The following is a 12,793-nucleotide window of genomic DNA, read 5'->3' on the forward strand; positions in this document are numbered from 1 at the left end:
AGCTTCATAGTAAATTAAATCGCCATGACTACGAATCAGATTGCCAATCGCCTGGTAGAACTGTGCCGTCAGGGTCAGTTTGAAACAGCGCAAAAAGAATTATTTGCAAAAGATTGTACAAGCATTGAACCGCAAGCATCAGCTGCTTTCGAAAAGGAAACAAAGGGTCTCGATGCTATTATTGAGAAAGGAAAAAAATGGGAGAGCATGGTTCAGTCCGTGAACAAAATGGAAGTGAGCGAACCCATGGTTGCCACCAATTCATTTGCCTGCACCATGCACATGGATGTTACGATGAAGGACAAACAGCACTGGGACATGACGGAGCTTTGCACCTACACGGTTAATAAGGATGGTAAGATCGAAGTAGAGCAGTTCTTTATGTAGAAAAGTACAACGAACCTGCCAGATGGGCCGTCCTTAAAGGGTGGTTCACCTGGCAGTTTTTTTATTTAATCGTATAGCTTAGGATCACCACACCTGAACTGAATATTTCTGTTTTTATTAAATGCAGGTCAAGCATATCGGCCAGCTCTTTAAACACCGGTTTACCACATCCAATCACCACCGGATGCACCCACATGCGGAATTCATCAACCAGTCCAAGTTTGGTTAAGGTGGTTACTATTTTCCCGCTTCCATACACGATCATATCTTTTCCATCGCGGCGTTTTAATTCCATTACCTCCTCTTCAATTTCCCTTTTAGCCAACCGGGCATTGTTCCAACTGACGGTGGTCATGCTTTTCGAGAAAACCACTTTGGGGTAACTGTTCAACATAGAGGCAAAGTCGAGGTCTTCACGCGGACGTATCAGGTTCACAGGGTTCGAATTCCAGTATTGCGCCATGCCTCTGTAAGTTATGCCGCCCAATAAAATAGTATCTGCCTTGCTCAGTTGCTCGGCCGTTGCCCGCGCCATTTCCTCGTTCCAGCTTTTGAAATGCCAGTCCAACCCGCAATCAGGGCCGGCCATAAAGCCGTCCAGCGTCACATTTATAGATACAATTACTTTTCGCATATCGCACTGATTATGGTATTGTTACTACAAAAGTACCAACGGTTGCCGCATTTGATGGCGTGTGAAAATGACTTCCTCACGGGTTGTTCGCGACTTTATTGTTTAGTACCTTTATCGAGGGCCCTCCTACGCCAAGGCTCCGGCGGGCGAAGCAGAAGGCAGAGATAGGGTTGAAATGTTAACCAGTTGACAAGTTAACAGGTTGAATAAAAGCGGGGGGCTGTATTTCTCCCCTCCACCGGAGGGGCCGGGGGAGGCCTGAAGGCCGCGCAGAGCTGTATTTGCTTAATGCTTACCCTTATATCTTACAGCTAATTACATAACGAATTATTGCTATAACATGAAACACGTTAGCATTCTCATTCCGCACGATTCGGTAATGGCAAGTATAGTTGACCCGCGGATTATTTTTACCGGGGTGAACGAATTTTTGGCCTCAGTGGGCAAGCAACCGGCTTTTAAAGTGCAGCTGGTAGGACTAACCAAAGAAGTGCAATTGCACAATGGCACCTTTACGGTTCATGCCGATGCATTGATCAGCGACGTTAAAAAAACAGATCTGATCCTGGTGCCCGCCATAGGAGGCGATCTGAAAGGAGCTATTAAAAAAAATGAAGCGTTCCTGCCCTGGATCGTTGACCAATACCACCAGGGTGCTGAAGTGGCCAGTTTGTGCATCGGCGCATTTTTGCTGGCCTCTACCGGACTGTTGAATGGAAAAGAATGCAGCAGCCACTGGCTTACCGCCAATGAATTCCGGGAAATGTTCCCCGAAGTAACGCTGGTTGATGGCCGCATTGTAACAGAACAACAGGGCATCTATTCAAGCGGCGGCGCCTCCAGCTACTGGAACCTGCTGTTGCACCTGATAGAAAAACATGCCGGTCGTGAAATGGCCATCATGGCCGCCAAAGTATATGCACTGGAAATAGACCGCAAAACGCAATCACCGTTCATCATGTTCAATGGTCAGAAAAAACATGAGGACGAGCCCATAAAACAAGCCCAGGAGTTTATAGAAAGCAATGTTGCCGAACGTATTTCGGTAGAAGAACTGGCCATTAAATACGCCATCGGCAAACGGCATTTCATTCGCCGGTTTAAAAAAGCAACCAACAATACCCCCATCGAATACATACAACGGGTAAAAATTGAAGCGGCTAAAAAACAACTGGAGAACAGCCGCAAAAATGTGAACGAAGTAATGTACGATGTTGGTTATTCCGACGTCAAAGCTTTCCGGACTGTATTCAAAAAGATCACAGGTTTATCGCCTATCGAATACCGCAATAAATACAATAAGGAAGCTGTGGAGGTTTAATGCACTTCCGGAAACACCACCTGCTTATGTGTAGCCTTCAAAATAAAATCGACAATGGGGGTTGGATTCGCCAGGCTATGCGGGTGATGACCCACACCGGGTTTATGGATCACTGTGATGTTGCCATTCATGGCCAATACCTGTTTTTCAAAGATGGCCGTGTTTTCACTTACCGGCACCAGGCTATCCGCATCGCCTACCACATGCAACATCGGATAACCGCCCTGTACAATTTGCGGTACTTTGTCAATGGGATTGCCCTTGAAGGTAAGCGCCTGTTCATCGTTGGTATAACCGTAATCTTTTTTAAAGGCCTCCCATTCAGGTGCGCTGCCTTTAGCGCTTAACTTACCACCAGGCCAGCTTTTTACATCCAGCACCGGAGCATCTACATACACGCAGGCTATTTTACGGGGATTTTGTGTTGCCCAGTTGTAGGCGTAGATCCCGCCGCGGCTAAAGCCTTCCAAACAGGTTGTTTTGGATAAACCGGCTTTTTCCAGCATGTCGTAGAATTTATTCCAGGTGGTGATCGCTTCCTTATTTCCGAACAACTCAGCCACATCGCAATACACTACATGAAAACCACGATCCAGCAAGGCAATTTCAGTTTGTGGTTCTACATTCCAAAAACGGGCATTCCAAATCCAGGGTTTGCCCTCAGCAGCCCGACGGGGTTTTACAATTTTTGCTTTTCTGCCATTGAAAGTAAAATCGGCGCATTCATATCCATAGTAAGAAGAAACTGTGATTGGCTCCTTTATTTTTTTGAAGATGTCGAACGAATTGTCTGTTTTATTAACCAACACCTCGTATAAACGTTTGGCCAGGATGGTAGCACCCTGGGCCGATGGATGCAAACTATCGGGAAAGGTAGCCGGCATATCCTGGGTGATGCTGTGCAGATCCACCAGCTCCAGCTTTTCCTCAAAGGCCACCTGTCTGACGCGGGGCAGAATTAATCTGGCAATAGCCTGCTCCGTTTGCAGGGAGGTATCTGCCTTATAAGAGGTAACCGGTAATAACAAAATAATGCGTGGGTGTGTAGACAGATCTTGAAAGGAGTGCACCAGTGTTTTATAATCGGCAACAAAACTGTCTATCTGTAAGCGGTACGGCAGGCGGCTGTCGTTGGTGCCCAGTTTTATAAAAACAATATCCGGGTTGCTTTTCAACGCCTGCTGATAAGTTGGTGTGGACATATAAGCGCGATCGCAATTCCTGATCACGGTTTTACCACTGTTGCCAAAGTTCATCACTTCATATCCACCACCCAGCATTTGCTGTAACTGCGCGGGATAGGCTTCTTTCTCCGGGTGCGCCAGCCTGGCCCCTGCCGTAATACTATTGCCTACACAGGCAATTCGAATGGTTTTCTGGGCAATAACGGCTGAATGTACTAACAGTAAAACAACGATCAGGAAATGGTTGGGCGCTATCTTTTTCATATGTATGCCCACTAAAATAAGGCATTTTTAATTCACGGCTGCATCATAGTCCTGAAAGTTAGGTTTACCCTGGGCGTAGTAATGCGTTTTGATTTGGGCAGGCAATGCAGCCAATGCGTTTGGGTGGTATCTTTCATCACCAGCAGGCTGCCATGTTCCAGCATCATGGAAATGGTTTCTTTTGTTTGTTTATGCTTGAACGAGAATTTGCGTTCCGCCCCAAAACTAAAAGAGGCAATGGCGGAGTTCTCGCCCAGTGTTTTTTCATCATCGCTGTGCCAGGCCATGCCTTCCTCCCCGTTATGGTACAGGTTCAGTAAACAGGAGTTAAATGAATTGCCGGTCTTTTCTTCTACCAGCTGTTTTAATGCAAGCAATTCCTTTGTCCATTTTAACGCCTGCCTGGTAATGTTGGAGTAGGTATAGTCGTAATTGTCGTTACCGTACCAGGCCACTTTTCTTTTGGTGATGATGTGCCGGCCAAAAATAACGGCTTCGTCGTTTTTCCAGTGAATGGTGGTTAACAGCTTGTCAAGATAATGGTTGGCCTGTTTAATGGTTAATAGTTTACCATAATAGTTAACGGTGCCATCCTGTGGTAAATAGTTTATTGTTTCGTCTATATACTGATTGAACAGATCCATACTGCTGCATTTAAATTGCTGAAGAAAGTTTTGATGCCTCCCAACCGATCATCGCGTTTTTGCGGGTAGGTCCCCAATGGTATTGGCCAAATTCGCCGTTTGCTTTTATTACCCGGTGACAGGGAATTAAAAAAGCAACCGGGTTACTGCCTACGGCCGAACCTACGGCCCGGGAGGCTTGCGGACTGTTGAGTTTCCCCGCAATACCGGAATAGGTTATCAGCTCGCCCATAGGGATCCGCAGCAGGGCTTCCCATACTTTTATCTGGAAGGGCGTGCCTTTTAAATGCAGTTTTATTTCATGCAGTTTGTTCCAGTCCTGGGTGAAAATGAACAAGGCGTTTTGCTGGATTACATCCGAAAGCTGGCGGTATTTTGCATTGGGGAACTGGTCCTTCAATTCCTGCAAAGCCGTTTCTTCAGCCTCATCTACAAACGCCATATGGCAAATACCCTTGTGGGTAGATGCGATTATGATGGTACCAAATGGGCTTTCGGCAAAGCTGTAATTGATGGCCAGTTGTTCGCCCCCGTTCTTGTATTCGCCCGGGGTCATGCCTTCTACTTTTATAAAAAGATCGTGCAGGCGGCTGGTGCCGGAAAGACCCGATTCAAAAGCCGCATCCAGCAAGGTAACTTCAGTCCCCTTTTTCAATACCTGTTTGGCATGTTCCAGGGTCAGGTATTGCAGGAATTGTTTGGGGGTAACGCCGGCCCAGTCTTTAAACATCCGTTGAAAATGGAAGGGGCTTACGTGTACATGTTCGGCCACCACATCCAGCGACGGCTGGTCCTTGAAATGATGCCGGTAAAAGTCGATGGCTTCGGCTATCCGGTTATAATTTATTTCCTGTTGCTTTTCCATAACCTCGATTTAATACAGCAAAACTCCGTAACCGCAGCCGGCTGTAAAACCCGTTTCTTGCTCAGTTAACCACAAAAATGGCTGAGTTTTTGCAAATAATTATCAATTTATTTCTAAAAACGCCGTATCCGGATCAGGCAAAAAATAGTAACTTCCAAAACTTCTTGTCCTTGCTTTTGTTTATTAGCTACCCGGAACGTGATTAAAACAACAGAAAACAATAATATATGAAATTCAGCTTGTCGGTTTTATTAGTGCTCTTTACAGCAGCCGCTATTGCACAACCAACATTGGTAGATAAGTTTCAAAAGATCGGAAATGCACAACAGGCGCAACAGTTCGTAGATGCCAACCCGGATATTAAACCGGCCATTTTACGCCTCACTTATGGTAAGGACACATCGCTTATTGACAAACGGTTATTACGTCAAAAACAGGGCGATATCTTTTCCGTAGGGTATGTTACCTACAAAGTGGTGGAAGCAAAAGAATCCATCGCTTACCGCGCCAGTTATATTTTCCTGGATGGCAGCTCCCTGTCGCCTTCCCAAATAGACAGTATGAAAAAACTGATCGTAACCAAGGCCAATGGCGGCGCCAAGTGGGACGATCTGAGTGACCAGTACACGATGGATGGCAATACCACTAAGGGTGATACCGACTGGTTCTTTGGCGAACTGATGTTCCCGAAAGAAGTACAGGACGCCGTAGCGGCCCATCAAAAAGGCGAGATCTTCTTTGTAGATGTAGCAGAACGCAACTGGCACTACATCATCAAAAAAACCTACGACGACAAGGTGCAGAAAGACGTGGTGGTGCTAAAGGCCAACGGGCGATAAAACCAGTACTTCTAATCTTATTTTAATATGCCCCCTCCCGATGCATTGGGAGGGGGCCTTTTTTTAGGGAAAAACAACATCTTTTGTATATTGTCGTCGTTTATCCATTACAACTTTTTTAATCCTGTTTAAAACCATGAAAGTTACACTTACCGGTCTCTTACTCATCCTTTGCTGCAGCATCGGTTTTGGCCAGCTGGCTGCCGACGACATTTACACCATTATCAACAAGGAAGTTCAACTTAAAAGGTGCCCCAGTATTGTGGTAGGAACCATCGATGCTACCGGCAACCGCCAGATTGTGGGGGCAGGTAATTTCGACGATAAAAAAGAAAGCAAACCCGATGGCAATACTATGTATGAGATCGGTTCTGTTACCAAGGTGTTTACCTCGCTCTTACTGGCCGATATGGCGGTAAAGAAACAGGTGAACCTCGATGAACCCATTTCAAAATACCTTCCCGCCAGCGTAACTGTTCCGGTGATAAAAGGAAAACCAATCACCCTGCAACATTTAGCCTCCCACTCGGTGGGCTGGCCTCGCATGCCGGATAACTGGGACCCCAAAGACCCGGACAACCCATTTGCCGATTATACTACCGAGCAGTTATACAATTACGTAAGCCGCTCCAATTTCGATTATGCGCCCGGTACCTGGTTTCAATACTCCAACCCCGGTTATGGCTTATTGGGCAATATCCTGTCCCTGATTGCAGGCAAACCTTTTGAAACGCTGGTAAAAGAAAGGATCTGCGCCCCCCTGGGCATGACCAACACCACCATTACTTTAAACCCCGACCAATTAAAAAAACTGGCAGGCGGCCACTCCGAGTATGGCGCACCGGTAAAGAACTGGGACATGCCGGCCATTGCGGGTACAGGCGCCATCCGGTCAGATATCAACGACCTGCTGACGTTCGCCGCCGCTAACCTGGGACTGGTGAAAACTGACCTGTACGCTGCCATGCAGTTGTCTCATGTTCCCCACATTTCAAAGGGAAGAAATGAAGGCCAGGTAACCCTGGGCTGGACGCTGGAAAAAGCCAATGATGGTGATGAATACTTATGGAAAGATGGCACTACCGGTGGTTACAAATCAATCATCCTGTTGAATAGAACTAAAAAAACAGGCGTGGTGATCCTGGCCAATTCCATGAACCAGATCAATGATCTGGCGTATCATATTTTAATGCCTGCTGTTCCTGTAAAACCCTATCGTTATATCTGGGCATTGCATGATTTTGTTTTGGAAACAGTAAAAAACAAAAACGTAGATAAAGCCATCGATGAATATAAGGGTATGAAGGCGAATAGAAGCCCGGGGCTGGTATTTGATGAAAGCCAGTTGAACTATGTAGGCAATGACCTGCGGTCAATGAAAAAGATGCCTGCAGCTATTAAAATTTTCGAATTGAATACCCAGGAATATCCCAACTCATCAACAGCTTTTGAAAGTTTGGCCGATGCCTATAAACGGACCGGTAAGAAGAAAGAAGCGATCGAGAATTATGAAAAGGCAGTACAACTGGATCCGAAGAATGCGCATGCCCAGTGGATGCTGGAACAGTTGAAGAAATGATTAGAAAGTTTATAAATAAGAAAGGTCCCCCTTTGCTGAGCCAGGGGGACCTTTTCAGTTAATGTTAGTTAGAAATGATATCAATATAGTTATAGGGGCCGGCCTTAATCGTAACAGGTGTGATGTTGAATGTGGTTGCGTTGATCCGGTTTATACTACTTTGATCCCAGATGCCTATGAACTCGTTCCATTGCGGAACAAATAAAAGGTTGACGTCCTGTTCACCGCCAGCAGGCAGGACTTTGAGTAAGGTTTCCTGGCCGGTGACTGCATTCACCTTCACTAATTCAGTTACATCGCCATTGTTAATGCTAAAAAAATTATTTTTATAAGCAAATAAATTCGACTTATTGTCGACAATCAGCTCCCGGCATGGGATCTCAGTTGATCCGGGCAAGTCAACACCAACAGTGTCTTTTGTAGTGAGGTTCAATCTTAGCAATTTTTTTCCACTGTTAGTTATACCAACTATTTCATTAGTGGCAGGAATATATACCGGTTCATACCAGGTTTCAGCTGACACAAATGCTTTAACGTCAGTATTATTTCCTGTTGCCGGATCTATCTTCACCAGTGTTAGTATTTGCTGCGGGCCGCTCCAATCGTCTCTAATTCCGTACAGGTTGTTATTCTTGTCAACCACCAGATCGCTAATAAGGACATCCCGAACCGGCGGAAGCGCAATCGTAACAGTAGTAACTTGTTTGGTGGCTACGTTTACCCTCACCAGTTTTTCATTGTCGGCTACTCCCATTACTTCATTTGAGGCAGGAACGTATACCACACTAGTGATCCTGGACTTGCCAACACTTGCCACCAGCGATTCACTGCCATCCTTGGGATTCATGGTCATTATCTTGTAATCCACATTTGGACCGTTTGTCCAATCTTCCTTAACCACATAAAAAACTAAAGGCGTAATTACAATAGAACCTACTTCAGTGGTTTTACCATTTACCGTTACCGTAATAACATAGGTACCTGCTGTAGGTATATCAGGTATTACTATTTAAATTTCAGTTGCGGTGGCGCTTACAACAGTAGCTTCCACATCGCCGACCTTTACAGTATTTCCGGTTATAGTAGCACTGAAGTTTTGGCCTTTCAGGGTCAATGTGTCGGCAGGCTTTGCATCAGTAACAGTTACAGGGTCAACAACTGGTGCAGGGGCAGCATCTGAATCCGAATCTTTTTTACAGGCGGAAAAAACTAACAGCCCGCCTAACATAACGGCTAGGGACCTGTTCTTTAAGAGGTACGTCATAAAAAATATAAAATTTAAAGGTTGGCTAACCGGAAACTAACGGATATCCCTACCAAAAATTGCATTACTCCTTAAATAGAAAAAGGTCCCCAGGCTGAGCTGACGGGGACCTTTTCTGTTGCTATAAATTAATTCGTAGTAAAATAATTATACGTATTGCCGTTTCCGGTACCAAGCGAACGCGAAGTGAGATCAAATGGTGAATTCACATCGATCTTGTATAAAGCACTTTGGTTCCAGGAACCAACGAAACCGCCTAACTGCGGAACAATTATAATATTGTCCTGAAATTTACCATCAACGGGTAAGTCTTTCAGTATTGTTTCCTGGCCGGTGGCAGCATTGACCGCTACCAATTTTGCAACATCTGAAACATCACCTTTCAGACGGGCTTTATAAGCGAATAAGTTTGAATTATTATCAACTATCAGCTCGCGGTATTCGGCACTGGCTGATCCGGGTAAGTTTATTCCAATCGTATCTTTTGTAGTAAGGTTTACTTTAAACAATCTTCTTCCATCATTCATTAAGCCAACTATTTCATTGGTAGCAGGCAAATAAACTGGTTCAACCCAATCATCATCCTCTACAAATGATTTAATAGGAGTAACAACACCGGTACTGGGTTGTATTTTTACAAGGGTTTGCGTTTGCATGGCGCTGGTCCAATCGTAGGTAATTCCATACACGTTGTTGCTTTTATCAACTACCAGTTGCGAGGTGCCCTTAGTCTCGCTCGATGGAAGACGGAAGGAAGTTACCTGTTTGGTAGTTACATTTATCCTGGTTAGTACGCTGCCCGAATCGCTCACACCCAAAATTTAATTATCAAGCGGATAGTAGATCACACTATTGAGCCTGTCTTTACCAAGGCTTGCCACCAGCGACTCAGCGCCGGTTTGTGTATTGATAGTTATCAGTTGGTATTCAGAACCGTTGGTAAATACCCCCTTAATCATATAATAGGTTAAAGGGTTGATGGCGATCTGACCTATTTCAGTGGTTTTACCATTAGCGGTTATGGTGATAGTATACATTCCCGGAGCAACCGTGGCGGGTATCACTATCTTAATTTCTGTTGCGGTGGCACTAATAATAGTGACTGCCACATCATTGACCTTTACGACATTTCCGTTGGCCCCCGTGCTAAAGTTTTGACCTTTCAGCGTCAGGGTATCATTTGGCTTGGCAGCGCCAATACCAATCGGGTCTACAACCGGGGCAGGCCCTGTGTTTGAATTTGAATCCGAATCTGAATCTTTACTACAGGCGGAGAACACTAAGAGGCCGCCTAATATAAAAGCAAATGGCTTATACTTCATAAGGTACATCGTGAAAAGTATGTAGTTTAATTAGGGTTTGTTAACCGGGGTTAAACGGCCATCATCCCTAAAAATTGCCTACATGAGGTTTCTCTCATTTATTCATGATGTTTTTCCCAGAAACTATGGTTGGAACTCACCGTATACTGCATCCCGGAAACTCTTATGCAACTTCACTTTATCAAAGGGAACCAGCTGCGTAAATAAAACAGCGGTGAGATTGTTAGTTGGATCAACCCAGAAAACAGTGCTGGCTGCGCCATCCCAGAAGAACTCTCCTACTACCCCATTGTTCTCTTCTTTGTTGGCAGGTGGCTGGGTGCGCACGGCGAAATCAATTCCAAAACCAACGCGTCCCTTGCTGGGCAGCCACAGGCGCTGCGTAATGGTATCACTTAAATGATTGGTCGACATTAACTTCACTGTTTCGGTTTTCAGTATGCGCACTTTACCCAGTTGCCCTTTATTCACCAGCATTTGGGCAAACTTCATATAATCATCGAGGGTAGCAGTAAGGCCAAAACCACCAGGCTTCAGCGCCCAGTCTTTTGTATTGAAAGAATTGGCCTGTTCATCAGGCACGCGTGTTAACACGCCCGCGTCGCTCCTGTTATATAAAGCGGCAAACCGGCCGCGATCATTCTCGGGTATTACATAACGCGTGTTGGTCATTTTCAGCGGATCTAAAATGGTTTCCTTCACGTATTGATCGAATGGTTTGCCTGATAGCTTTTCAACCAGGTAAGCCTGTACATCAACGGAAGGACCATATGCCCATTGGTCGCCGGGATGAAACTGCAGGGGCAGACTGGCCAGCTTTTTAGCCATTTCACTCAACGTATTGGTCGGGGCCATATAATTGGCTTTTTTCACCAGGTCGGCGAGGGCGGGAATGTCTGTACCGGCGAACCCTGCTGTGTGGCGGGTGATATCGCGAATGGTTATAGGTCGTTTGGCAGGCTCCAGAATTAGGTTGCCACTGGCGTCAACACCCTTGTATACTTTCATGTCCGTAAACTCGGGACAATACTTCGAAAGCGGATCATCTAACTGAAATGCGCCTTTGTCGTATAACGTCATTAGCGCCACACCCGTTACCGGTTTGGTCATAGAGAAAATGCGCACCAGGGTATTGCGGTCCATAGGTTTGTTGGCTTCCCGGTCTGCATACCCAAAGGCATTGAAATACACTTCTTTTCCCTTTTCAAAAATGAGGGCAGAAACGCCGGCTGTTTTGCCGGAATCGGTAAATCTTTTTAAGGTAGCGTCAATGCGGTTCTTTACATCAGGCGTAACAATAAACGCCGGTTTGTTTTTATGGGTAGTTGATAATTGAAAAGCGCTTGCAATAAGCAGGACAGGCAGGATGGCAAGGATCGTTTTTTTCATTGCAATTTTTTTTAATCTTTCATTGCGAAAGTGTTCCCTGAATTTAAAACTATTTCAGGAAACCATTCGATCCTTTTAGACAAACTGCTTTTTACACCCACCAATGGGAATTATAGGCAGCTCCGGTAACTTCGGTTGGCTCCCCGGGTTTGGGCAGAAACAATTGAACCTGCTTTTCTTTAGCCAGCGCCAAAATACGTTCGATGGGTTCGTACCAGGGGTGCAGAGCCAGGTTAAAAGTGCCCCAGTGGATGGGCATCATCAGTTTTCCTTTTAAAGCCAGGTGGGCGTTGGTGGCATGATCAGGTCCCATGTGTATATCGGCCCAGCTTGTATTGTAAGCGCCAATTTCCAGCATGGTTAAATCGAATGGACCGTATGCGTCCCCGATCTCAAAAAAGCCATCATACCAGCCTGAGTCGGCGCCATAGTAAATGTTATGGTTAGCTGTTTTTATCGCAAACGACGACCACAGCGTTTCAAACCGGTTGGTCAGTTTTCGACCGGAGAAATGGCGTGCTGGTAATGCTGTGAGCTTACAGCCAGGGGTGATCTGGAAGGAATCCATCCAGGTCATTTCTTTTATCCTTTCCTGTTGTATGCCCCATTCCTGTAAATACTGGCCCACTCCTACAGAACAATAGAATGGTACGTTGGAATTGGCGAAGAACGGGATCACGTGTTTATCGAGGTGATCGTAATGATCGTGCGAGATGATAATGGCATCGAGTGGTGGCAGGTTTTGCAGCGATAAGGGCGCTGGGAAAAACCTTTTCGGCCCAATTGATTGCGAGAACGAAGCCCGGGCGCTCCAAACCGGATCGGTTAACAGGCGCAGGCCATCTATTTCAATCAATAAACTCGAATGACCTACCCAGGTTATGCGCAACCCCGATGCCGGCGCCTGCTGAAATTTCGATACATCCGTAGCAAAAGGACCTAACCTTTTTTTCGGGGTGGTTTCCGCCTTATTGGTCATGTACTTCCATAACACGGCCCAAATACTGGTATCGGTCTCGATGTTTGTAGGTACCGGGTTCAAAAATTTTTTGCCTTCCTTTATAGCGGGGTGTAAAAATTTCATGTTACTAAGTTAGGTAA

The 12,793-nt window shown here is 45.6% G+C and carries 14 protein-coding genes; 4 read left to right on the plus strand and 10 right to left on the minus strand.

Going from position 1 to position 12,793, the window contains the following annotated elements:
- Positions 1–24 precede the first annotated feature (24 nt).
- Positions 25–387, plus strand: a complete 363-nt coding sequence (locus tag BMX95_RS22930; RefSeq protein ID WP_081202100.1) for a SnoaL-like domain-containing protein — start codon at positions 25–27, stop codon at positions 385–387.
- 61 nt (positions 388–448) lie between these two features.
- Here the strand turns inward: BMX95_RS22930 and BMX95_RS22935 are convergent, their stop codons facing one another.
- The gene (locus BMX95_RS22935; protein WP_081202102.1) at positions 449–1,021 is read right to left on the minus strand and encodes a dihydrofolate reductase family protein; all 573 of its coding nucleotides are present in this window, start codon (positions 1,019–1,021) and stop codon (positions 449–451) included.
- 340 nt (positions 1,022–1,361) lie between these two features.
- Here BMX95_RS22935 and BMX95_RS22940 point away from each other — a divergent pair, with 340 nt between their 5' ends.
- Entirely contained in the window at positions 1,362–2,342 is a 981-nt protein-coding gene (locus BMX95_RS22940; protein ID WP_081202111.1) for a GlxA family transcriptional regulator, read from the plus strand.
- Here the strand turns inward: BMX95_RS22940 and BMX95_RS22945 are convergent.
- The 3 genes from BMX95_RS22945 to BMX95_RS22955 are packed head-to-tail and all read right to left on the minus strand — an operon-like array spanning position 2,339 to position 5,299.
- Entirely contained in the window at positions 2,339–3,790 is a 1,452-nt protein-coding gene (locus tag BMX95_RS22945) for a GDSL-type esterase/lipase family protein (RefSeq protein WP_081202113.1), read from the minus strand. The genes BMX95_RS22940 and BMX95_RS22945 overlap by 4 nt on opposite strands.
- A gap of 32 nt (positions 3,791–3,822) precedes the next feature.
- Complete coding sequence (locus BMX95_RS22950) at positions 3,823–4,434, minus strand: alpha-ketoglutarate-dependent dioxygenase AlkB family protein (protein WP_081202115.1); 612 nt, start codon at positions 4,432–4,434, stop codon at positions 3,823–3,825.
- A 10-nt stretch (positions 4,435–4,444) separates the two neighbouring features.
- On the minus strand, positions 4,445–5,299 hold the full coding sequence (locus tag BMX95_RS22955; protein ID WP_081202117.1) for a methylated-DNA--[protein]-cysteine S-methyltransferase: 855 nt from the start codon (positions 5,297–5,299) through the stop codon (positions 4,445–4,447).
- A gap of 227 nt (positions 5,300–5,526) precedes the next feature.
- On the opposite strand from BMX95_RS22955, the gene BMX95_RS22960 reads away from it, so the two are divergent.
- Together BMX95_RS22960 and BMX95_RS22965 are read left to right on the plus strand one after the other, a co-directional pair.
- Complete coding sequence (locus BMX95_RS22960) at positions 5,527–6,138, plus strand: hypothetical protein (protein WP_081202119.1); 612 nt, start codon at positions 5,527–5,529, stop codon at positions 6,136–6,138.
- A gap of 136 nt (positions 6,139–6,274) precedes the next feature.
- Positions 6,275–7,717 carry a serine hydrolase domain-containing protein gene (locus BMX95_RS22965; protein WP_081202121.1) on the plus strand — a complete coding sequence of 481 codons (1,443 nt, stop codon included), beginning with the start codon at positions 6,275–6,277 and terminating at the stop codon, positions 7,715–7,717.
- 64 nt (positions 7,718–7,781) lie between these two features.
- On the opposite strand, the gene BMX95_RS22970 is transcribed toward BMX95_RS22965, so the two are convergent.
- From BMX95_RS22970 to BMX95_RS22995, 6 genes are all read right to left on the minus strand, one after another.
- Positions 7,782–8,585, minus strand: a complete 804-nt coding sequence (locus tag BMX95_RS22970; RefSeq protein ID WP_133053972.1) for a hypothetical protein — start codon at positions 8,583–8,585, stop codon at positions 7,782–7,784.
- Between the two features lie 141 nt (positions 8,586–8,726).
- Positions 8,727–8,981 (minus strand): IPT/TIG domain-containing protein, encoded by a 255-nt coding sequence (locus BMX95_RS22975; RefSeq protein WP_133053973.1) that lies wholly within the window; start codon positions 8,979–8,981, stop codon positions 8,727–8,729.
- A gap of 128 nt (positions 8,982–9,109) precedes the next feature.
- Positions 9,110–9,793, minus strand: coding sequence for an NHL repeat-containing protein (locus tag BMX95_RS22980; RefSeq protein ID WP_090519578.1), 684 nt, complete (start codon positions 9,791–9,793; stop codon positions 9,110–9,112).
- A gap of 9 nt (positions 9,794–9,802) precedes the next feature.
- Entirely contained in the window at positions 9,803–10,303 is a 501-nt protein-coding gene (locus BMX95_RS22985; protein WP_165758996.1) for an IPT/TIG domain-containing protein, read from the minus strand.
- Between the two features lie 123 nt (positions 10,304–10,426).
- Positions 10,427–11,692, minus strand: coding sequence for a serine hydrolase domain-containing protein (locus BMX95_RS22990; protein WP_081202129.1), 1,266 nt, complete (start codon positions 11,690–11,692; stop codon positions 10,427–10,429).
- A gap of 91 nt (positions 11,693–11,783) precedes the next feature.
- The gene (locus BMX95_RS22995) at positions 11,784–12,776 is read right to left on the minus strand and encodes an MBL fold metallo-hydrolase (RefSeq protein WP_081202130.1); all 993 of its coding nucleotides are present in this window, start codon (positions 12,774–12,776) and stop codon (positions 11,784–11,786) included.
- Positions 12,777–12,793: the final 17 nt, after the last annotated feature.

The sequence above is a fragment of the Niastella yeongjuensis genome (assembly GCF_900110245.1).
In the GTDB taxonomy this organism is placed as follows: domain Bacteria; phylum Bacteroidota; class Bacteroidia; order Chitinophagales; family Chitinophagaceae; genus Niastella; species Niastella yeongjuensis.